Genomic DNA, 20,925 nt, shown 5'->3' on the forward strand with positions numbered 1-20,925 from the left:
AGGTGTCCAAACTATGAGTCTATTAACCGGAAAAACCGCGATTGTAACCGGGGCTGGATCGGGAATGGGGAAAGCGATTGCCCAAACCTTTGCAAAAGAAGGTGCCAATGTCACATTTGCTGATTTAAATGGGGAGGCAGCGGCCGCGGCGGCAGGTGCCACCGGCTTGAATCACGTTCAGGCAGTACGGGCAGATGTTACAAATGATACCGATGTCGCCAACCTTGTGAAGCAAACCCTAGAGGCCTACGATGGCTTGGATATTGTGGTAAACTGCGCCGGTGTGCCGCAGGCATTCACCGCGATTGAGGAATTAACCCTGGAACAATGGGATTTTATTATGAATGTCAATACCAAATCGATTTTCCTGACATCGAGACATGCTGTTCCCTACATGAAACAGCAGGGGAGAGGCAGCATTATCAACATCGCTTCGATTGCCGGGATTCGTGCCCGCCCCGGATTAAACGCCTATTGTGCCTCAAAAGGAGCGGCGCTCATGCTGACAAAGGCGCTGGCACTGGAACTGGCGCCCTATAAAATCAGGGTCAATGCGATTAACCCCGGACCGGCCGACACGCCGATGATTGGAAAATTTCTCTCCGGCGATCAGGCGCAAAAGGACGAGGGCGTGAAAAAGGTTTTTCAAGACAGTGTCCCCCTTGGAACGTTGATTCAGCCCGAGGATATTGCCCAGGGCGCGCTGTATTTGGCATCTGACCTTGCCAAGATGGTAACGGGAGAGGTGTTGAATATTGATGGAGGCCGCGGGATTTAACCTGAAACGGCTAGAAAGGAGGACATAATGAAGCCGATTATCTCCGTGGAAAATGTCTCATTTTCCTACAAAATTAATGAAAAGACGAAAGTATCCGTACTTAAAAATATCTCCTTTTCCATACTTCCCGGTGAATATGTGGCCATTATTGGCCACAATGGGTCCGGAAAATCGACGTTATCGAAGCACCTAAACGGGATTTTAACCCCTGATGACGGCGATGTTTGGGTCCGCGGGTATAACACGAGGGAACAAACAAAGAAACGGGAAATTCGGCGCACAGTCGGCACGGTATTTCAACATCCGGATAACCAAATTGTTGCAACCATCGTCGAGGAGGACGTCGCCTTTGGACTTGAGAATATTGGCGTCCCTCGGGAGGAAATGAAAAAACGGGTCGATGAGGCGCTGGAAACCGTCAACATGCTGCCGTTTCGTCTCCGGCCGCCTCACCATTTGTCCGGGGGCCAGAAGCAGCGGGTCGCGATTGCCGGGGTGTTGGCGATGAAGCCGGATTGCATCGTGTTCGATGAAGCGACAAGCATGCTCGACAGCTTTGGCCGCAAGGAAGTGCTTCAGGTGATGCGCGAAATGAACAATGCCGGGATGACGATTGTGACTGTGACCCACCATATGTCGGAGGCGGCGGAAGCGGACCGGATTATCGTCATTGAGGACGGGCAGATTGTCATGGACGGCCCGCCGCGGGAAATTTTTCAACATAAACAGGAGTTGGAGGAGCTGCAATTGGAAGTGCCAGCCATAAGCCAGCTCGCCGGGCTGATCAACCGACAACTAAATGATTTTTCAAAAGACCTGATTAAGGAATCAGAGTTTATTGCGGAAGTAGAGAAATTTGCCAAAGGTGTTCGCAAGGAGGTGGGATAAATGCCGGCGCGGCCAATCATTGAAATTGAAAACCTGTCGCATACGTACATGAAAGGAACACCGATGGAGCATGTCGCTTTAAAGGGGACCAATCTGTATGTCGAGGAGGGTGAATGCATCGCCATCATCGGCCATACCGGTTCGGGAAAGTCGACGTTAATCCAGCACTTTAACGGCTTGATGCGACCGGAATCCGGAAAGGTCATTATCGATGGTGAGGATCTGTCGCAGAAAAAAGTCAATTTGAAGACACTGAGACAGAAAGTAGGACTTGTGTTTCAAAACCCGGAAGATCAAATTTTTGAAAAAATCATTGGCGATGACATTGCCTACGGGCCGTTTAAATTGGGACTGCCATTAAAGGAGGTGAGGGAGCGGGTAAAATGGGCGATGGAAGTGGTCGGCCTGGATTTTGAGGAAATGAAGGACAGACAAACCTTTGCTTTAAGCGGCGGCCAGAAACGCAAGGTTGCGCTGGCAGGGATCTTGGCGTTGAAGCCGAAGATACTCGTGCTTGATGAACCGACGGCAGGGCTCGACCCCAAGTCAAGAAAGGAATTGCTTGGAAAAATCAAAGTGTTAAACAAGGAAGAAAAATTAACCGTCGTGTTTGTCTCGCACAACATGGAAGAAGTGGCGATGCTTGCCGACCGCGTCTACGTAATGGCAGACGGAACGGACGTCTTGTCCGGCACCCCGAAAGAAATATTTACCGACAAAGAAAAACTCCAGCGCCATCAAATCGGGACGCCCGAGACAGTTCAAATTCTTTACCGTTTGAGTGATCTCGGTTACAAGGTCAAGACGGACGCGTTTTCCATTCACGAAGCGGCAGAGGAAATTATGAAGGTTCTTGCCGGAACGAAGGAGGTCTCGAACTATGTCAAGTGAATTTGAAATATCCCGCAATATTACCATTGGCCAATATGTCCCGACAGGTTCGTTTATCCACCGCCTTGACCCAAGAATCAAGCTGCTGTCGTTTGTGGTGCTCGTCCTGGCGATTGCCCTGAATACCAGTTATCTCGGCAATGCCGTTGGTCTGGTGCTGTCGCTCTTCCTATTCTGGGCCTCGAAAATCCCGATCAGCTACGGGTTATCAGGGGTAAAGCCGGCGATTCCGTTTATCATCATCCTTGCCTTGCTGCAGCTGCTGTTCCAAGGTCAGTTGTTCTCGGGCGGTACCGTCTATGTAGATTATGGTTTTATCCTGATTACCAGTGAAAGCATTCGCCTGGTGATTGTTTCGGCCGTACGGTTTATTGAAATTATCTTCTTAAGCAGTGTTCTTACCTTGTCTACTTCCACCACAGAAATGACACATTCCATTCAAAGCTTGCTGAGTCCGTTAAAGAAAATTAAGTTTCCGGTTCACGAAATTTCGCTGATCACGACGATTTCCATCCGCTTTGTGCCGACGTTCGCGATTGAGATGGAAAAAATGATGAAAGCGCAGGCATCAAGGGGGGCCGACTTCGGGACCGGCGGCTGGTGGCGAATCATTCAACGGACAAAAGAAATGTTCCCGATCATCATTCCATTATTCAATATCGCCTTGTCACGGGCAGAGGACCTGATTCTCGCGATGGAATCACGCTGCTATACACCAGGGGGCGACAGGACGTCCTACTCCGTTTATAAAGCGGCGGCGAAGGATTATCTTATTTTGGTGGTTGGATTGTTATTCGCAGTGCTATTACTTTTTTATCCGTTTCCTTTTTAAAAAAACTAAAAACAAAGGGGAGAGTTTTGAATGAAAAAGACATTGACGGTTCGTGATATTGTCATTGCCGGTGTGCTTGGTGCGGTCGCGATTTTGTTAGGGGTAACACGATTGGGCTATATTCCAGTGCCGACGGCGGCAGGGAATGCGACAATCATGCATATTCCGGCGATTATCGGCGGGATTATGCAAGGTCCGATTGTCGGCTTGATCGTTGGCGCGATTTTTGGGATTTCGTCGTTCTTGAACGCAACGGTTCCGCTGTTTAAAGATCCAATGGTCGCGATCTTGCCGCGACTGTTCATCGGTGTCGTAGCTTGGCTTGTATACGTTGGCATTCGCCGCAAGAGCGAATATTTGGCGGTCGGGGCTGCCGCTTTTATCGGGACATTGACGAATACAGTGCTTGTATTAACAATGGCAGTTGTCCGTAATTACATGACTGCAGGAGTGGCCTGGACCGTCGGGCTGACCAACGGAATTCCTGAAGCGATTGTCGGTACGATTGTAACATTGGCCGTAGTCCTTGCTTGGAAGCAACTTGGCAAATCGCAAAAGTCAAAAATCTCAAAGGATCTGTAAAAAATGCATAATCAAATCATTGATGTACCGGGCGTAAAAGTCGGCAATGCCGAGAACGCGCATGCATTGACCGGCTGTACCGCCATCCTGTTTGAAGGCGGCGCCGTGGCGGGAGTGGACGTAAGAGGGTCCGCTCCTGGCACCCGGGAAACCGACTTGCTAAACCCAGTCAATTTGGTCGATAAAGTGCATGCCATTTGTTTAAGCGGCGGCAGCGCTTTTGGCCTCGATGCGGCATCTGGCGTGATGCAATACTTGGAGGAGCAGGACATCGGCCTTGATGTCGGCGTCGCAAAGGTTCCGATTGTCCCGGCTGCGGTACTATTTGATTTGCCGTATGGTGACCCAAAGGTACGGCCTGATCGGCAGATGGGCTATGAAGCGGCCAAATCAGCAGAGTCGGAAAGATTTCTCACCGGAAATTTTGGGGCAGGGTGCGGCGCGACCGTCGGGAAACTGGCGGGTCCTGCCTATTGCATGAAAGGCGGCCTCGGAAGCGCCTCACTCCGGCTGGAAAACGGAGTCGTAATCGGGGCGATTGTCGCTGTAAATCCCGGTGGAGATGTCCGCGACCCGGGCACAGGAGAAATCCTCGCCGGGCCGTATAAAGATGGGGAACTGCTTGACAGCATTCAGCTTTTGCAACAAAATTACCGGCCGACGATACCTGCAGGTTCGAACACCACGATTGGCGTGGTGGCGGTCAATGCACAATTAACGAAAGCCGAGGCGACGAAAGTGGCGCAAATGGCTCAGGACGGCTACGCGAGAACAATTTTTCCAGCCCACACGATGTTTGATGGCGACACCATCTTTGTCGCCGCCACCGGCGGGGAACGAGTACCGGTCGATGTCATCGGTGGCCTGGCAGCCAAGGTGATGGCTGAGGCGATTGTCAATGCGGTGAAATCGGCGGAGAGCGCTACAGGCATTATCGCTCATAAAGATTTACCGAAAAATCAATAACACGGAGGGGTACAGTTGGCTGTATATAATTATGTAGATGAACAGGAAGTCATAAAGTTAACGCAGGACCTCGTTCGGATACCGAGTGTGTACCGCCCGCAGGACCCGCTTGGAAATGAAAGCAGAGCTGCCCAGTATGTGTACGAATACCTGAAAGGCTTAGGGCTTGAAGTATATATTGAAGAGGTCGTCAAGGGTAGGCCGAATGTGATCGGCATTCTCGACTCGGGTCGCCCAGGGAAAACAATTTTATTCGAGGGCCATACTGATGTGGTCACTGAGGGAGACCGGGATGCCTGGAGCTATGACCCGTTCGGGGCTGTGATTGAAGGCGGCCGCATGTTTGGCAGGGGAACTAATGATACGAAAGGAAACCTGTCAGCGGCCATTGCAGCCGTTCATGCGATTAAACGCAGCAACATCAAATGGAACGGAAAAATCATTTTATGCGTCCCTTGCGATGAAGAAGGAATGATGATTGGCATCAAGCACTTCATTAAACGTGGCTGGGCCAATGGTGTCGACGGTGCGATCATTTGCGAACCCGAGGAGAATCAAATCTGCATCACGCAAAAAGGGGCGATGCGGGCAGTCGTCCGTACATACGGAAAAATGGCCCATGGTGCGATGCCGCTTACCGGCATTAATCCGAATACAAGAATGGCGCAGATTATTTGCGAACTGATGGCCCTTGAGGAGCGTGAGAAGCAGCGGGTCGGAATGCATCAATACCTGGGCTTGCCAAGCATCACCCCGACGATCATTTTGGGGCCAGAAAAAGGTGAACCGCAAATCAATGTCATTCCTGATCATTGTTACAGCACCCTGGATATCCGCACCGTTCCCGGCCAGGACCATGATCAGCTACGTTTTGACATGGAAAATATTTTGTCGAACCTAGGTGGTAAGGACCCTGATTTTAAGGCTAGTATAGAAGTTATTGAAAGCCGGCCATGGACCGAAACCGGCCTGGAGGATCCAATTGTCAAGGCAAGTGTAGAGTCTTATCGATCTGTCAGCGGTAATGAGCCGATCTATAACGGTGTTCCCGGTGCTACAGACGGAACCTTCTTGCACCTAGCTGGTATTCCAATCGTCACCACAGGAGCAGGTGACCGACAGATTCCCCATCAAATCAATGAATATATCGATCTTGACGAGTTGGTGGAAGCCTCTAGAATCTACGCTCAAACCGCAATGCTTTTCTTGGGGTGAATACGAGGAGATACTAATTAGGCTCTTATATCAAAAAAAAAGCCAAGTACCATCCAAAATACGGGTGGGTGCTTGGCTTTTTAATGTATACGTCTAATTCCAGATAATCGGATTGTAAAAGACTCTTGCTTTTCATTTATGATAGAAAGTAATTGTTCATTGATACTAAGCCCTTTAACCCGCCCTTTAATCGTTTTTACAGACCCATTCGAATAATAGTCAATCGTGATCGGGTTATTTTCAGTTAGTTTTTTTAAGTACACTATAATCTCTCCTCTCCATTCTCTAACCAAATCCCATTATATAACCTGTTTTTTAAGTTATCGTAAATTGGCTGTTAAAAGATAATTTAATTTGGATGAAGAAAAACTGTGTTAAGAAGATTTAGATTTTTTGTAAAATTTATGTAGCATTGGATTTATTCACTATTATTTATGATATAAAAGTAGTGCCACAAGTTTTTTCTCAAGAAAGGTGTTGTTTTCCTTTGCTACATTCCGCTATTGTGCAGCATGACGTTCATTTGAATTCTCTTCCGCTAATACATTACAACAGAACGAAAAAAGTGAAAAATGTAATTCTGCTCATCGGTGATGGGATGGGATTTTCCTATACAACCGGCCTGCGTTATTTCCATCATGGTTCCCAAAAAGGATTAATGAAGCCAACTATATTTGATCAATGCTTTGTGGGCTCCCAATCAACCTATTCATTAGATCTTAGGAGCAATATAACGGATTCCGCCGCCGCGGGCACTGCTTTAGCCACGGGATACAAGACGTATAACGGAGTCCTTGGTTTGGATGTAAACAATCAAGCGGTTCCGACGATTTTGGAATATGCGAAATTTAGAGGCAAATCAACCGGGCTGGTTGGGACGAGTCAAATTAATCACGCCACGTTAGCGGCGTTTGCATCCCATATTGAATCCAGAGACCAATATGAACAAATCGCCGATGATTACTTGGATGAGAGAATAGAAGGGAAACAAAAAATTGATGTTATGCTTGGGGGAGGAACTTCCTTTTTTTTAAGAGAGGACCGGAATTTGGCGGAAGAGTTTACTTCTCATCAATATAGTTTTGTGACCAATTTACAGGAGCTTATGACGAATAAAACAGAAAGGCTTCTGGGATTATTCGCTCCAGTTGAACTGCCAAAACAGATTGACCGCGATTCAGCGATACCCTCACTATCCCAAATGACAAATGCGGCCCTGAAACGGCTGCAGCAAAATCCCAATGGTTTTTTTCTGCTGGTAGAGGGAAGCCAAATTGACTGGGCCGGTCATGACAACGATATCGTGGGGGCGATGAGTGAACTGAAGGACTTTGAGGCTGCTTTTGAAGAGGCGGTGAAGTTTGCTCTTCACAGAGAGGATACGATCGTAATCGCCACCGCTGATCACTCAACAGGAGGGATGAGCATTGACCGGAATGATAACTATAAATGGAATCCAAGTGTGATTAAATCCATTACCGCCACACCTACAGTGATTGCCGCACGTTTACATGAAACGAAGGATATAACAACATTGAAGCAATACATTAAATTTCCTCTTCAAGAACAGGACTTACAGAAAATCCAATCTACGTTAGAAATGGAAGTAAAAGATACGAAGCTGGCGCTGATCGACATGATTAATCATTACTCCAGTACGGGCTGGACAACAAAAGGGCATACGGGAGAGGATGTGCCCATTTATGCCTATGGTCTAAATAGACATTTGTTCAGCGGCCGGATGGAAAATAGTGATATTGCACGAATACTTTTTGAGATGCTGGATTAAAAATGAGGCGCATGAGCTCATTTCATGCGCCTTCACATTTTTTGCCCATGGATGTTTCAAAAAGTTATTTTTTCTCCATAACCGCAAAGTAATTTCCTTCAAAATCAGCAAAGTTAAATACCTTTCCTGAAGGCATGGTCACGATTTCTCCGACAGTAATGTTTTTGTTTGTTAAATGGGTATGTAGTTGTTCAAGATTTTTCGTAAAAAACATTAACGACGGAGTACCAAGGTTTAATTCCGGCTCCATTTTCGCGATAAATTCTTTGTTATGAAGGACGATACTTGTTTCAGCTTCCATGGATGGTGCGATTTCAATAAATCTAAACCCTTGGCCATTATCCTCCTCTGTAATGACACTAAATCCCACTACTTCTGTCCAAAACCTAACTGCTTCATCTTGGTTGTTTACGTATAACATGATTTGCCCGACTTGGTTAATCATTTCGATCACTCCTTCAAATTAGATTAAGGAACTGCATACAGAAAGCTTATTCAATACACGAATTATTCCAATTTTACCCAACTGCATTAGGTTTGTCTAGGGGGTAATTTACCCGTAAAGGTTCTGGAAGGGAGTCATTGGGCAAAAAGTAAGAGTTATTTTACCCTCAAGGGTATGAAAAGGGAGTCAACGGTAAAAAAGAAGGCGTTATTTTACCCGTTAAGGGTTTCTGAAAAGGTGTCAACGGTAAAAAGAAGGAGTTATTTTCCTTTTGGGAAGGGCTGGATCAGGCATTGGGAAAAAAGCTTTAAATAACCATTTCGAAAGGTTCACCGTTTTTGACAAGGCTATGGTAAATAGCCGGTCATGTTCGAAATGGCACATAGGGTCCCAAATAGGGAAATGCCGGTGGATAACCGTGGAGGATGGGAATCATGTAATAGGTTTGATGCCCAACGTGAACACTGTAAGGATGGTGGAGAATGGGCTGACTCCAAGGTCCAAATGTAGGTAACGGCGCACCGTAGTAACTGGCCCCGTATGGTCCCGTAATGATAGTGGTGGTCATGCAATCACCTGCTTCATTTATTTTTATATTATATGTATAGCCCGTTCAGGCGCACCAAAAAATGTGAACAGTACGATGGTTTTTTGGAAAAATGATGCGGATATTCTTACAAAAATTAGTCGATACTGTAACTGTTTGAACAAATTGATTAGAAAGGGGAATTGTATATGGCTCAAGGTGCTTCTGAAACAAGCACACTGAAATTGGGTGATCAGGCACCTGATTTTACATTGGAAGCCCATGGTGGTCGCAAAGTGTCCTTAAGCGAATATCGTGGCTCCAAAAATGTCTTTTTATGCTTTTATCCTTTAGATTGGACTCCAGTTTGAGGCGCACAAATGCCTTCTTACGAGGATGATCTTTCTCGTTTTGAAGAGTTCGATACCCAGGTCTTGGGTATCAGCGTTGATAGTGTCCACAGTCACGATGCATGGCAAAGATCAATTGGCGGAATTTCTTATCCGCTTTGCTCTGATTTTTATCCGCATGGTGAAGTTTCGGAAAAATACGGTGTCCTTCGGAAAAATCCGGATGAGCCGGCATATGGTGCATCGGAACGTGCCCTTTTTCTTATAGATAAAGAAGGCATTATCCGCTACATTGATGTTCATCCACTTGATCAGCAGCCGGACAATGAAGAATTATTTGATGTGTTGCGCAAATTGTAGGTTATAAAACTGCAAGAAAAAAGGAGGCTGTGTATGGAACTGTCAAGAAAAGCCATCCCATATACACCCGTAACGAAGCCGCTGCATGAAATGACGATTATGATAGTGTCGACGTCTGGTGTCCACTTGAAGGATCAGGAACCATTCAACACCAATCCTGCAGAAGGGGATGCCACCTTCCGGATAATTCCGGGGGATGTCGATTCCAAGGATTTGACGGTCACACATGCAGCGCCAAAAGAACATTATAATACCGATGCCCCTAAGGAGGACATCAATTGTGTGTTTCCGATTGATCGGTTAAGGGAAATGGTCGATGATGGGGACCTTGGTGGGGTTGCCGAAAAGCACATGACGATGATGGGCTACTCGATGCGGTTAAATAAAATCAATAACGAGACCATTCCGGCGCTCGTCAAAGAGGTAGTCCGCTCGAAAGCGGATGCTGTCCTGTTAACGGCCGGCTGACCGCTCTGCCATCGCACTGTAGTTACAGTGCAGCGTGGAATTGAATCGCAGGGGATTCCAACAACCCTGATTACCCTGGATGTGGCACAATCGAGTCTGATGAGACCGCCTCGCGCGATTCATCCAGTCGGATTCGAATTTGGGCACTCTTTGGGTAAGCCGCACGACAAAGAGACCCAAAGAAAAGTATTGCTCGCGGCATTAGAGGAATTATTGACCAAACAAGAGCCAGGACAAATACACGAATCGCATTTTCCTAGCTATTGAATGGAAAAAGGGACGAGCCATTTTGCAGTCGTCCCTTTTTGTATGGAGTTTAACGGCTCTCAATAAAACGAACGACATCCCCAACAGTTTGCAGGGTTGCAGCTACCTTGTCGCCAATCTCGATTGCGAATTCATCTTCAATTTCCATTGTCAAGTCCACCATATCAAGCGAATCCGCTTCAAAGTCGTCCTTGAATGATGCATCCATTGTAACATTCTCCATTTTGACACCCAGCTGGTCTGAGATAATCGGTTTTAACTTTTCAAATGTGGTCATTTGTTATCCTCCAACGTTTTGATGTCCATCATTATACCAAGCAAATTCGAATCTTAAAACATAAAAGTTTTGCCAAATAGTACAATGGGAAACAAGTCCGGCCCGAACCTTAATCACATTTTCCCACGCAAATAACGGTCAATAAAAAAACAAGGGCAGCATTACATATTTTTTCAGATACTTTTCATTTTAAGAAGGTACCCTAAAGAAAAATAAATGACATAGGAGAATGTAACATGAAGCATGTAGCAATGATATTCTTGGCCTTTATGTTTGTAATGGCATTTCATTTTGCGGTTAGTGGGAGCAACCTGGCCTTTGCTGATGATGAGCATGGTGAGAACTATAAACACGAACAAAGAGGTGAACACGAGAAAGAAGAAGGTCCCTATAAGGAGATCGGAAAAACGGTTGGTTGGGGAACGGTAATTGCCATGGGGACTGCGGGGATCATCTTCCCGCTTAGAAGGTCAGTAAAGGCAGTGATAACAAATTTTCCTACAACGAAAAAACCTTTTATTTCACTCTCAAAATTTTTTGGAAAATATCATATCGTTTTTGGAATCATAGCCTTGGCTTTAGGTTCTATTCATGGATTGACTATGTACCTAAGCGAAGGGGAATTGGAAGGTGGAGGGTTGGTTGGATTAGGGGCAGTTGCGTTAATGGCCTTCGCCGGCATCTTTGGTGCAGTCTTATTTAAAAATAAAAAACGGAAAACTTTTCGTACCGCACATACGATTTTGATTACTATTGCCATTATTTTGGGACTCGTTCATATCATTGCTGCCTAAATTGAGGAGCCGCTTGGCTCCCCATGAGTCATTCCACGATACCTGTTTTAACAATTATAAATTTGACACTAACATTTACTTTAGCCTTTGGATACATTTTGTGCCATCTTTCCCTGGTCAGATTTGCATGGCGGACGGAGCTTCGATAAGTCTCGCCTAATCCAATCGGATCTGACCCGACCGATTGAGAATAAGCGATTAATTTTTTTATGTCTTTTTCCATTTGTTTGGCAATGTCTTTTTCGAGCAGATGGATGGTTTTGGGTGACTTTAAATCAATATCAGCATTTATTTCTTGAATCCTGGCATTGATTTTCAGGTTAAGATTAAACTCGAGATTTTCTTTGTTGATTAGTTCCATTTTCGGTTTGCTGAGAACGTTATCCATGGCGACTGCCAGTTGTTTGTGTGGAAGGTGATCTCCTTTCAAACCCAGTGATTCACCGGAAATCGGAATCTCTAATGCACCTGATTTTAGCGGTGATTCAAGTGTTCTGACATAAAAACTTTGATAAAAACTAAGTTTGCCCACCAATTTATTATCTTTTAATAATGCTACTCCAGATACCCTTACCCTATTTTTCGTTTTCTTGAGGAGGGGCAATACGGGATCCTTGCCTACAGCGTAATTTCCTTGCATTGTTTCATGAAGAGTGGAAGAAGGGATAAGGGACCATCTTACGTTATGGTCAATCTCTTTATAAATATGCTGACCGATATCAGGTATTTGGTTATTGACAATCCCTAGCATCTCCTCCGTTTGTCCATCGACCACCCCTAAGTAAATCAAGTCACTGATGGAGGGATCCCTAATAAAGGTATCGGTAAACGGTTTGATTCCACGCTTGGCGATAGCTTCACTAAATAAAACGACCCTCAATTGGCCTGAGAGCAGCTTTTTGGAGGACATTACATCACTATGAATCCGAATCCCTCTGGCAGTTAACGCTTTCGTCGTAATAATCGTCGTTTTTTGCTTGGCATCCGGATCAACGGTAAGAATGACCAATGATCCTTTAATTTTCCCGTCATTCTCAAGATCATAGCCTTTCGTGGTCACCAGTCCAATTTTTTCGAGAGTTTTTGGTTTCGCACAGCCTGAAAGAAGGAGAATAATAAAAATCAAAAGAAATTTCTTATATTTCCTCATAGTGCTTGCTCCTTGATTGATTCCATTTCCTTTTGATGAAGGCTAAAAAAAATAAAAGGATCGGATAGCAAAAGGCCAGATAAAACCCAATAGGCACTAATAGCTGATTTAACTGGCTTATTTCCAATCGGGTTTTAAAAAATAGGCTCACCACGAACAGGAGGATGGAAAAAAACAATAAACTTTTTTTCTCCCCAACCTTAAAACTTCTTTCCATCCCCCTCATGGCAGACCACATATAAAACATTAGGTTAGGAAGGATAATGATCATCCAATAGGCGATTGTCACGTACTCAAATCGTTCAATAAACGGGATTTTAGATATCCTAAACATCGTAAGCGTTGCCCAAATATCATCTTCCAGCTGTCCCGGACTAAAATAGGCAATGGAGATGACCATGATAGCGACATAAACAATGATTGAAATAAGTATGCCTAAATGACTATAAAGTTGAACCTTGCTTTTTTCTTTAAAGTAGGGATAAAGGACATAGAATAACTCAAAACCAAGAACAGTAGACGTCATGCGATAAGTCCCCTTGATAATCCCCAATGGATTCGTATCGAGTACCGGCAGCAATTGAGAGAATTCGGCATACTTCAACGGAAATAGGAGCAATAACACAATCCACAAAGAAATGATAACATTAAAAAAGCAGATGCCAACAATCACCCGAATTCCCCCAGTAATCCCATAAATCATTAACAAAAATAAGGATAGGGATAATAACCATATAGGTGCCTCAGGGAAGATCCAGCCTTGGACGACTTCAATATAGTTTATAAGCGTAATTAGGGTGGCATACAAGCAATATACAATAAAGATGGCATTAAAGAACTTACCAATGATTTTGCCCAAAACATCATCATGGACACCGAAGATGTCGGCAGAACCATATAATTGCAAGGTTTTCAGGATGAGATACACAATCAGATGCACCAGGAGCCCTACAAGGATTATAGAAATCCAGGAGTCATGCTTTGCGTACCTATATATATAACGTTGGAAGCCCATTATACCAACCCCAACCTGAAGATCGTGCATAATATAGAAGGCCATAAAAGCATTTACCAAAAGCGGCGGCTTTGGTTGGTAGTTTGCTTTCATTCGGGACACCGCCATTCGCCATTATTTTTGTTTTTTTGCTTTGTCAGGATTATATTTATCTGGATTCTTTGGCCTTAGTTCGATTGGACGATTAAAGGTATAAGTAAATGGCAATCTGATAACATTTGTTTTCCAATCGGAAAATCGCGGCGGATAGAACGGTGCCATAAACGGGGCGCCGAGCGTTGTTTGCCGCAAAAGATGCAATAGAATCAAACAGAAACCGAACATAATTCCGTATAACCCCCAGAATCCCGCTAATAGGATTAACGGGAATCTTAAAATTCGAATGACATTGCCCATTGTATAGCTGGGCGTAATAAATGACCCGAGTGCCCCCAAAGCTACGATAATAATGAGGATATTACTCGTAAATCCGGCGTCGACTGCAGCCGTGCCAATGACAATACCGCCAACGATACCAATAGTTTGTCCCACTTTTGTAGGCATCCTTGAACCCGCTTCTCTTAAAAATTCAATCATAAATTCCAAAAGAAACGCTTCAAATAAAGGAGGAAACGGCACCCTCGCTCTTGATTCGCTAAGTGGAATTAATAAGGCTTGCGGGATAATTTCATAATGATATGTTAATACCGCCACATAAACAGCGGTGAAAAAAATCGACATAAACACCCCTGTCATTCGCAGTAAACGAAGAAAAGTGGCGATTTGCCATCTAACATTGATATCCTCCATCGTATGGAAAAATTCGATAAAAGAGTGCGGACAGCAGATCGCCAATGTGCTGCCATCAACCAGGACGGCGATTTTGCCGTTTAGCAGCCAATGACTGACCAAATCTGGCCTTTCGGTAAGCGTCATTTGTGGAAAGAGCGATAACGAGCTATCTTCAATTAATTGCGATAAAACGGCGCTGTCAATAATCCCGTCTATTTTGATGCTCGTCAATCTTTCGCGAAGATTGTTCACATACTCTTCCAATGCGATGTCTTTTATATACAACATGGAAACGGCTGTATGCGTTCTTGTTCCAATATGAAACATTTCCTGGCAAAGATTAGGATCAGCCAAATATCTTCTGATTAATTGAATATTGGTGGACAAGCTTTCATTAAAGGCGATTTGTGAGCCGACCACTTGGGATTCATTTTCAGACTTGGATAGGGCGCGTTTCTCATCTGATGGAATGTTCACTAAAAGGACGGATGAATCCCCATTTAAATGAACGATGACATTTCCGGCAAGGACAGCCGTAATCACTTCATCCAAATTTTGGGATTTTTGGATATCAGCTACCCTAATTTGACCCATGATGGCATCAATCGAAGAAAAGCTTTCGTCTTTAATCCGACTAAGGATATCTTGGTGAAGCATTAGTTTTTCAATAAGGGTATGCATATATAGCAATGTCATTCCGGAGCCTGCAGATTTCACCATCAAATCTGCGCTATTCTGAAGTCCTTGTTTCATTGCAAGTACCATATTTTCTGTTACGGGTGGAATAGGTCTGTTTGTTTTTTCCATATTGGGCCCGTCCTTGCCTGTGGTAATGATTTCTAGAGGTAGTATTCCAAAAACATGTAGGACTATTCCATATATAGGCAGAGGCCAGAGGGAAAAATCAGTTCGGTAGGGAAGCTTATTCTTTTTCAAAGAGGAATTTTGAAAATTTTGTAGAATTATAAAATGTAGAATGATTCCATTTCGAATCAAATGGAAAAATTGATTCTTTATGAAATCAACCTTTTTGTTGAAAAAAACTTTTTCATGCATGGGTTGGGAGTGCATGCTCATGAATGTTTTGGTTAAGAAGTTTCAGGCTCATATGGGTGGGGGAAAATGAAATGACAAATCAATCGATAAATTTGGATTATTTATCAGAGTGCATGAAACTTGACCAAATCAACAAGTCTGATATTGAAAATATTTTGGTTTCTATTTTTCAATCAAGCTATGACGGCATTTACGTGGCAGATCAGAATGGTGTCGGCATCATGGTCAATGCCGCGTATTCAAGGATTACGGGGGTCAAAAGTGAAGAATTGCTTGGAAAGAGTATGAGGACGGTCGTCAAAGAGGGGATAGTGTCGGAATCGGTTACGGTCAAGGTTTTAGAAAAAAAGACCCCCGTAACCATTATCCAATCCGTTCGCGGCAAGGAATTGCTGGTAACCGGAAATCCGGTATTCGACAAGGATGGGGAAATCGTCTTTGTCGTCACCAATGTCAGAGATATTTCGGACTTAAATCATATAAAAACTGAACTGCTTCACTCCAGAAAAATGACCGACCAATACATAAGCGAAATAGAAGAATTAAGAAAAAGAGAATTAATCCAGATGCACGTGGATGGATTTGTCGCGCAAAGCCAGGAAATCATGAAGGTGTTCCATCTAGCAAGAAAGGTGGCTAAGGTTGATTCCGGTGTGCTCATTTTAGGGGAATCCGGTGTAGGAAAGGAAGTCATTGTCAACTTCATCCATCAAGAAAGTGACCGGGCCGCCAAACCATTGGTTAAGGTAAACTGTGGAGCCATACCGCACCACCTGCTGGAATCTGAATTATTTGGTTATGAACGAGGAGCGTTTACTGGGGCAAACAGCCATGGGAAACCTGGTTTATTTGAACTCGCCAACGGGGGAACGATTTTTTTGGATGAGATTGGAGACATGCCGGTCGACCTACAGGTCAAGCTATTGAGGGTGCTGCAGGAATTTGAAATCATGCGTGTCGGCGGCACAAAAAGTATCAAAATTGATGTTAGGGTGATTTCCGCCACCCATATGGATTTAGAGGCCATGGTCGACAAAAACGACTTTAGACGGGATCTTTACTACCGGCTGAATATTGTTCCCATCAAGGTTCCGACTCTCAGGGAAAGGAAGGTGGATATCGTTCCACTTGCCTTCTATTTTTTGAACAGGACCAATGAAAAGAACCGTTTAAATAAGCGATTCCATCCCGAAATACTGCAATTTTTTGAAGGATACAGCTGGCCTGGCAATATTAGAGAGCTTGAAAATTTAATTGAACGGCTGGCGGTCATGACAGATCAGGATGAAATATCGTTGAAGGATTTGCCGCCATCTATGCTTAAAGGCATGGGCTTCGTCAAATCTGAAACTACTGGCAAGTTGAAAGAAACGATTGCAAACGTGGAACGGAAGATGATAAAAGAGCAAATGGAAATATCGAAAACAACACGGCGCGCTGCAGAGGCATTAGGGATTAGCCAATCAGCACTTGTAAAGAAAATGAAAAAGCTTGGTTTAACCCTTTGATGAAAAAAGGAATCAAAATTTCGAGAAGTCAGCATTTATTTGCTGGCTTTTTATGTTTGGGGGGTGTTTTCCAATATTTTTACAGTATTAAATATAAAAAAATTATCTTATTTTGAATGATGTTGTCGAAATATTGGAAAAATTCTTTATTTACGTAAAGTTGGCACGTAATTTGCAATGAGTATAAGTGGATTCATCGACAGTTTTGTCAGTTTCTAAAAATCGAACGGTGACGGAAAGGGGTAGAAGGGTATGAACCTGCCAAGTTTTCAGCTCAATGGGAAGGTTGCACTTGTGACTGGTGGAAGTAAAGGCATTGGGTATGGAATGGCCCATGCGTTAGGGCATTATGGGGCAAAGCTGATTATTTCCAGCCGCGGGATAGAGGAAGGGGAATCGGCGGTTTCCCAGCTAAAGAAGGAGGACATTGATGCTACCTACATTCCTTGCGATGTAACGAAGAAGGATCAAGTAGAAGCATTGGTCGATCAAATTGTCGAGCAATATGGTTCGCTGGATATTTTAGTGAACAATGCCGGGATGAATATCCGAAAGTCACTCCCTGAGGTGGAAGAAAGTGATTGGGACACGGTTTTGGGCGTCAATCTCAAAGGGATTTTTCTGGTGGGACAGGCTGCCGCCAAACAGATGATGAAACAAAATTATGGAAAAATCATTAATATTTCTTCGATTCTGGGATCGATTGGCATGCCGTTTCAATCCTCCTATGCTGCCAGTAAAGGAGGCATTAACCAATTAACAAAAGTTTGGGCCGAGGAATTAGCGCCTTATAACATTACGGTTAACGCCATTGGTCCAGGGTATATCAGCACGCCAATGACAAAAGAGTGGCTTTCAGATCCTGAACGATCGGAAAAAATCATTCATTCTACCATGATTAAGCGAATCGGTGAAACATCGGATCTTGTAGGACCAGTCGTATTCTTCGCTTCTGATACGTCAAAATACGTGACCGGCCAGGTGCTGAATGTCGATGGAGGATGGACCGCCCGATAATCCCAACGTTGCAGGAGGTTTTACCATGAAGATAATCAAGGAAATCCACTTTAACCGGGAAGTGAAGGTGTTCGAAACCCGTCCGAAGAATCTCTTTTCGATGCTTGAGGAGTCTGCGGAAAAATACGCCGACAATGAGGCCCTAGTGATGAATGGGAGCCGGTTAACGTATAAAGAAATGAAAGATAAAGTAGAGCAGATTGCCGGCAATTTGCAAAAATCCATGTGTGTAAAAAAGGGAGACCGGGTCGCACTTCTATTAGGCAACAGTATTGAATTTTCCTTGCTTGTGTTTGCTGTCGCCAAATTAGGGGCGATTGCTGTCCCGTTAAATACAAGATTAAAGGAAATAGAGCTTTCCTATATGCTGCGACAATCCGGCAGCAGGCTATTGTTTGTCGATGATGAATTCCTGCCTAAGGTGGAAAGCATGCGAGATGAGGATTCCATATCGACGGTCCAATATTTCTTCTTAGTTGGAAATGGGACGCCTAAACGGAAAGATTATCTTCCTTATGAAATATTGGAACAAACCTCTACTTTCGAGGACGTGTTTGTGGCCGAAGACGATCCATTATTTATTATGTATACTTCGGGAACGACCGGGCTTCCAAAGGGGGCAGTCGGCAGTCATATAAGTGCCATCCACAGTTCAATGAATTATCAAATGGTGCTTAACACGAATCATGAAGCCAAGACATTGATCGCAGTTCCGCTGTTCCATGTAACAGGGTTAATCGGTCAGCTTTTTCACATGGTACGGGTCGGCGGGACGTCCGTCATTATGAAGAGATTTCAAACGGAGGAATTCATCACGTTAACGGCGGGGGAACAGGTCAGCTTCTTGTTTAACGTCCCAACGATTTACATTATGATGATGTCTCATCACAACTTTGCTTTATACAATTTTTCAAACGTGAACCTTATTGCTTATGGCGGGGCGCCGATGTCCTCGGAAACCATCTATAAGCTGAAAAAATATTTTCCGAACGCCCGCCTACATAATGCCTACGGGGCGACGGAAACCTCGTCACCTGCAACGATTATGCCAAGAATCTACGACGAGGCGAAAATGGATTCCGTCGGCCTGCCGGTTCCCGTCGGAGACTTGATCGTCGTAAACGACGAAGACGAACCGTGTTTGCCTGGGGAAGCAGGGGAATTGCTAATCAAAGGCCCGATGGTTGTCGAGGGCTATTGGGACAATAAATCAGCAAACCAGGCATCATTTTGGAACGGCTATTGGCGCTCAGGGGATTTGGCCAAGATGGATGTGGATGGGTTTGTATATATCGTCGACCGCAAAAAAGATTTAATCAACCGCGGCGGTGAAAAGATTTTCTGTATCGAAGTAGAGAATGTCCTTTATAATCATCCGAAAGTTTTAGAAGCCGCTGTTGTAGGAATTCCAGACGATCTGTTTGGAGAAGTGGTCAAAGCCGTCATTGTCCCAAAGGATGGCGAAATCCTCGATGAGGAAGAAATTCGCGAATTCGTAGCAGCAAGACTAGCAAATTATAAAGTTCCTAAATTGATCGAATTTGCATCAGAACTGCCAAGGAACCCAGGTGGAAAGATATTAAAAAATGTATTAAGAAACCTGCAAACAAAAGTAAATGAATCCTAGGGAGGAAGATTGAAAATGTCTACTTTGATGAAAAAAGCATGGGGATATCGGTATTGGGTTCTTGTCATTCTTTGGTTAGTGTACATCATTAACTATTTTGACCGGATGGCGGTTCTAACCTTTCTGCCTTATATCCAAAAAGATCTGAACTTAACACCTGTCGAAGTTGGACAGCTGGCATCGGTATTTTTCTTTGCCTATGCGGCTGCACAAATCAGCGCAGGCTTTCTCGCCGATAAAATTGGCTCCAAAAAAGTCATGTATATTGCCGTAGCAGTCTTTACATTCGTAACGGCATTAACCGGAGTCGTGAAAAATTTCGCGCAGTTTATCGCGCTTCGAATCGGCTTGGGTCTTGGGGAAGGACACCATTTTGCTCCTGCGATTCGTGCCATCAATAACTGGTTCCCTTTTAAAGAAAGAGGACGAGCTGTTTCATTCTTTGCCACATCTTGGGCTGTAGCTCCTGCAATCGTGCCAGTAATCGTTACTAGTATTTCTATCTACTTCTTTGGAGGGGCTTGGAGACCGGTATTCTACGTTCTTGCGATTCCAGGTGCGCTCGCCATCTTCCTATTATGGCGTTTTGTGGCGGATTCACCGAAAGAAATGATTGATAAAGGAAAATTGAGCAAGGACCAGGATATAGAGGAAGACAATGCCGTTCCTGTTAAGATGTCTAAGGAAGAAAAAAGAAAACAATATGGTGTTTTCCTGAAAGATCTTAATTTTTATGTATTTACTTTGTGTTTATTCTGCCAGTTGGCTGTTTACTGGGGAACATCAACATGGTTAACTTCGTTCCTTGTGACACAGCACGGACTGAATCTGAAGGAAATGGGTTTTTTCGCCTCCGCACCGTATATTGTCGCCTTCTTCGCGATGATGCTCGGCGGATGGCTGATGGATAACGTCGTTCACCGCATGAAGCCGGTAGCGCTGATCGGCTATCTTGGAAGTATTCCGGTGCTGTGGATGCTTGGTTCCGTCGAAAAAGGAAATACCGGTATGTTACTGACATTGCTATTGCTCGTGGGCTTCTTTGTTAACTTAAACTTTGGCTCCATCTATGCGTACCTACCTAAACGCTATCCAAAGGAGATTGTCGGAAGCGCAACAGGGCTGGCAAATGGAATTGGCCAATTGGGTTCGTTCGTCTCGCCGTTGATTGCCGGATACTTAGTGACCGTCGGGGCCAATGGCACACAGGATTTTAGCAAGGTATTTATCTTTTTTGCCATCGTTTCAGCGATAGCCGCTGTATGTGCCTTGATTTTAAAAGAAAAACAATCCAAACAGGCCGATCTCAAAATAGCCGATAAGAAATCTGTAAGTTAAGAACTCATCAAAATA

23 protein-coding genes are annotated in these 20,925 nt (G+C 44.3%); 16 read left to right on the forward strand and 7 right to left on the reverse strand.

The genetic code is table 11. The annotated features are described in order from the left end of the window. Positions 1-13 precede the first annotated feature (13 nt). Genes AR334_RS23390 through AR334_RS23420 form a run of 7 tightly spaced genes read left to right on the forward strand, consistent with a single transcriptional unit; the run spans position 14 to position 6,152 of the window. Complete coding sequence (locus AR334_RS23390) at positions 14-778, forward strand: SDR family NAD(P)-dependent oxidoreductase (RefSeq protein WP_066319102.1); 765 nt, start codon at positions 14-16, stop codon at positions 776-778. Positions 779-805: 27 nt separating this feature from the next. Continuing rightward, positions 806-1,666, forward strand: coding sequence for an energy-coupling factor transporter ATPase (locus AR334_RS23395; RefSeq protein ID WP_066319107.1), 861 nt, complete (start codon positions 806-808; stop codon positions 1,664-1,666). Then, a complete protein-coding gene (locus tag AR334_RS23400; RefSeq protein WP_066319109.1) occupies positions 1,667-2,557 on the forward strand; it encodes an energy-coupling factor transporter ATPase in 891 nt (296 codons plus the stop codon). Continuing rightward, positions 2,547-3,389, forward strand: coding sequence for an energy-coupling factor transporter transmembrane protein EcfT (locus tag AR334_RS23405; RefSeq protein WP_066319111.1), 843 nt, complete (start codon positions 2,547-2,549; stop codon positions 3,387-3,389). Before AR334_RS23400 ends, AR334_RS23405 begins: the two co-directional genes overlap by 11 nt. A gap of 30 nt (positions 3,390-3,419) precedes the next feature. Next, complete coding sequence (locus AR334_RS23410) at positions 3,420-3,971, forward strand: ECF transporter S component (RefSeq protein WP_066319113.1); 552 nt, start codon at positions 3,420-3,422, stop codon at positions 3,969-3,971. 3 nt (positions 3,972-3,974) lie between these two features. Next, entirely contained in the window at positions 3,975-4,937 is a 963-nt protein-coding gene (locus tag AR334_RS23415) for a P1 family peptidase (RefSeq protein WP_066319116.1), read from the forward strand. A 15-nt stretch (positions 4,938-4,952) separates the two neighbouring features. After that, positions 4,953-6,152: a M20 family metallopeptidase gene (locus AR334_RS23420; RefSeq protein WP_066319119.1), complete on the forward strand. Its 1,200-nt coding sequence runs from the start codon at positions 4,953-4,955 to the stop codon at positions 6,150-6,152. Between the two features lie 80 nt (positions 6,153-6,232). Here AR334_RS23420 and AR334_RS23425 read toward each other — a convergent pair whose 3' ends face one another. After that, positions 6,233-6,415 carry a YolD-like family protein gene (locus tag AR334_RS23425; RefSeq protein WP_066319121.1) on the reverse strand — a complete coding sequence of 61 codons (183 nt, stop codon included), beginning with the start codon at positions 6,413-6,415 and terminating at the stop codon, positions 6,233-6,235. Between the two features lie 302 nt (positions 6,416-6,717). On the opposite strand from AR334_RS23425, the gene AR334_RS23430 reads away from it, so the two are divergent. Next, positions 6,718-7,941, forward strand: a complete 1,224-nt coding sequence (locus tag AR334_RS23430; RefSeq protein WP_156431376.1) for an alkaline phosphatase — start codon at positions 6,718-6,720, stop codon at positions 7,939-7,941. Between the two features lie 64 nt (positions 7,942-8,005). Here AR334_RS23430 and AR334_RS23435 read toward each other — a convergent pair whose 3' ends face one another. Together AR334_RS23435 and AR334_RS29685 are read right to left on the reverse strand one after the other, a co-directional pair. After that, positions 8,006-8,386: a VOC family protein gene (locus AR334_RS23435; RefSeq protein ID WP_066319130.1), complete on the reverse strand. Its 381-nt coding sequence runs from the start codon at positions 8,384-8,386 to the stop codon at positions 8,006-8,008. 364 nt (positions 8,387-8,750) lie between these two features. Then, entirely contained in the window at positions 8,751-8,954 is a 204-nt protein-coding gene (locus AR334_RS29685; protein ID WP_156431377.1) for a hypothetical protein, read from the reverse strand. Positions 8,955-9,121: 167 nt separating this feature from the next. On the opposite strand from AR334_RS29685, the gene AR334_RS23450 reads away from it, so the two are divergent. The 3 genes from AR334_RS23450 to AR334_RS29135 are packed head-to-tail and all read left to right on the forward strand — an operon-like array spanning position 9,122 to position 10,357. Then, positions 9,122-9,622 (forward strand): redoxin domain-containing protein, encoded by a 501-nt coding sequence (locus AR334_RS23450; protein ID WP_253701353.1) that lies wholly within the window; start codon positions 9,122-9,124, stop codon positions 9,620-9,622. 33 nt (positions 9,623-9,655) lie between these two features. Next, a complete protein-coding gene (locus AR334_RS23455) occupies positions 9,656-10,090 on the forward strand; it encodes a glycine/sarcosine/betaine reductase selenoprotein B family protein (protein WP_066319138.1) in 435 nt (144 codons plus the stop codon). A 27-nt stretch (positions 10,091-10,117) separates the two neighbouring features. After that, positions 10,118-10,357, forward strand: coding sequence for a hypothetical protein (locus AR334_RS29135; RefSeq protein ID WP_082693083.1), 240 nt, complete (start codon positions 10,118-10,120; stop codon positions 10,355-10,357). Between the two features lie 49 nt (positions 10,358-10,406). Here the strand turns inward: AR334_RS29135 and acpP are convergent, their stop codons facing one another. Further along, entirely contained in the window at positions 10,407-10,634 is a 228-nt protein-coding gene (gene acpP / locus AR334_RS23460; protein ID WP_066319140.1) for an acyl carrier protein, read from the reverse strand. Between the two features lie 236 nt (positions 10,635-10,870). Here acpP and AR334_RS23465 point away from each other — a divergent pair, with 236 nt between their 5' ends. Continuing rightward, complete coding sequence (locus tag AR334_RS23465; RefSeq protein WP_066319144.1) at positions 10,871-11,428, forward strand: hypothetical protein; 558 nt, start codon at positions 10,871-10,873, stop codon at positions 11,426-11,428. 28 nt (positions 11,429-11,456) lie between these two features. Here the strand turns inward: AR334_RS23465 and AR334_RS23470 are convergent, their stop codons facing one another. The 3 genes from AR334_RS23470 to AR334_RS23480 are packed head-to-tail and all read right to left on the reverse strand — an operon-like array spanning position 11,457 to position 15,171. Beyond that, positions 11,457-12,578 (reverse strand): Ger(x)C family spore germination protein, encoded by a 1,122-nt coding sequence (locus tag AR334_RS23470; RefSeq protein ID WP_066319147.1) that lies wholly within the window; start codon positions 12,576-12,578, stop codon positions 11,457-11,459. Further along, complete coding sequence (locus tag AR334_RS23475; RefSeq protein WP_066319149.1) at positions 12,565-13,686, reverse strand: GerAB/ArcD/ProY family transporter; 1,122 nt, start codon at positions 13,684-13,686, stop codon at positions 12,565-12,567. Before AR334_RS23475 ends, AR334_RS23470 begins: the two co-directional genes overlap by 14 nt. Before the next feature lie 21 nt (positions 13,687-13,707). Next, positions 13,708-15,171: a spore germination protein gene (locus AR334_RS23480; RefSeq protein WP_253701354.1), complete on the reverse strand. Its 1,464-nt coding sequence runs from the start codon at positions 15,169-15,171 to the stop codon at positions 13,708-13,710. A gap of 320 nt (positions 15,172-15,491) precedes the next feature. On the opposite strand from AR334_RS23480, the gene AR334_RS23485 reads away from it, so the two are divergent. The 4 genes from AR334_RS23485 to AR334_RS23500 all read left to right on the forward strand — a co-directional run bounded on the left by AR334_RS23485 (position 15,492) and on the right by AR334_RS23500 (position 20,910). Continuing rightward, the gene (locus AR334_RS23485) at positions 15,492-16,928 is read left to right on the forward strand and encodes a sigma-54-dependent Fis family transcriptional regulator (RefSeq protein WP_172799289.1); all 1,437 of its coding nucleotides are present in this window, start codon (positions 15,492-15,494) and stop codon (positions 16,926-16,928) included. Positions 16,929-17,180: 252 nt separating this feature from the next. Then, positions 17,181-17,945 carry an SDR family NAD(P)-dependent oxidoreductase gene (locus tag AR334_RS23490; RefSeq protein WP_066319153.1) on the forward strand — a complete coding sequence of 255 codons (765 nt, stop codon included), beginning with the start codon at positions 17,181-17,183 and terminating at the stop codon, positions 17,943-17,945. Between the two features lie 25 nt (positions 17,946-17,970). Then, a complete protein-coding gene (locus AR334_RS23495) occupies positions 17,971-19,572 on the forward strand; it encodes a class I adenylate-forming enzyme family protein (RefSeq protein WP_066319156.1) in 1,602 nt (533 codons plus the stop codon). A gap of 15 nt (positions 19,573-19,587) precedes the next feature. Beyond that, positions 19,588-20,910, forward strand: coding sequence for an MFS transporter (locus AR334_RS23500; RefSeq protein WP_066319159.1), 1,323 nt, complete (start codon positions 19,588-19,590; stop codon positions 20,908-20,910). Positions 20,911-20,925 lie beyond the last annotated feature (15 nt).

This window comes from Bacillus sp. FJAT-29814, assembly GCF_001510715.1.
GTDB lineage: Bacteria > Bacillota > Bacilli > Bacillales > Cytobacillaceae > Neobacillus.

Bases quoted from the DNA above. Each gene is read 5' to 3' on its own strand.
- AR334_RS23500 (WP_066319159.1), top strand. From the start codon at position 19,588: ATGTCTACTTTGATGAAAAAAGCATGGGGATATCGGTATTGGGTTCTT.
- AR334_RS23480 (WP_253701354.1), bottom strand. From the start codon at position 15,171: ATGGAAAAAACAAACAGACCTATTCCACCCGTAACAGAAAATATGGTA.
- AR334_RS23475 (WP_066319149.1), bottom strand. From the start codon at position 13,686: ATGAAAGCAAACTACCAACCAAAGCCGCCGCTTTTGGTAAATGCTTTT.
- AR334_RS29685 (WP_156431377.1), bottom strand. From the start codon at position 8,954: ATGACCACCACTATCATTACGGGACCATACGGGGCCAGTTACTACGGT.
- acpP (WP_066319140.1), bottom strand. From the start codon at position 10,634: ATGACCACATTTGAAAAGTTAAAACCGATTATCTCAGACCAGCTGGGT.
- AR334_RS23400 (WP_066319109.1), top strand. From the start codon at position 1,667: ATGCCGGCGCGGCCAATCATTGAAATTGAAAACCTGTCGCATACGTAC.
- AR334_RS23455 (WP_066319138.1), top strand. From the start codon at position 9,656: ATGGAACTGTCAAGAAAAGCCATCCCATATACACCCGTAACGAAGCCG.
- AR334_RS23395 (WP_066319107.1), top strand. From the start codon at position 806: ATGAAGCCGATTATCTCCGTGGAAAATGTCTCATTTTCCTACAAAATT.
- AR334_RS23435 (WP_066319130.1), bottom strand. From the start codon at position 8,386: ATGATTAACCAAGTCGGGCAAATCATGTTATACGTAAACAACCAAGAT.
- AR334_RS23410 (WP_066319113.1), top strand. From the start codon at position 3,420: ATGAAAAAGACATTGACGGTTCGTGATATTGTCATTGCCGGTGTGCTT.
- AR334_RS23390 (WP_066319102.1), top strand. From the start codon at position 14: ATGAGTCTATTAACCGGAAAAACCGCGATTGTAACCGGGGCTGGATCG.
- AR334_RS23490 (WP_066319153.1), top strand. From the start codon at position 17,181: ATGAACCTGCCAAGTTTTCAGCTCAATGGGAAGGTTGCACTTGTGACT.
- AR334_RS23405 (WP_066319111.1), top strand. From the start codon at position 2,547: ATGTCAAGTGAATTTGAAATATCCCGCAATATTACCATTGGCCAATAT.
- AR334_RS23415 (WP_066319116.1), top strand. From the start codon at position 3,975: ATGCATAATCAAATCATTGATGTACCGGGCGTAAAAGTCGGCAATGCC.
- AR334_RS23495 (WP_066319156.1), top strand. From the start codon at position 17,971: ATGAAGATAATCAAGGAAATCCACTTTAACCGGGAAGTGAAGGTGTTC.
- AR334_RS23465 (WP_066319144.1), top strand. From the start codon at position 10,871: ATGAAGCATGTAGCAATGATATTCTTGGCCTTTATGTTTGTAATGGCA.
- AR334_RS23485 (WP_172799289.1), top strand. From the start codon at position 15,492: ATGACAAATCAATCGATAAATTTGGATTATTTATCAGAGTGCATGAAA.
- AR334_RS23470 (WP_066319147.1), bottom strand. From the start codon at position 12,578: ATGAGGAAATATAAGAAATTTCTTTTGATTTTTATTATTCTCCTTCTT.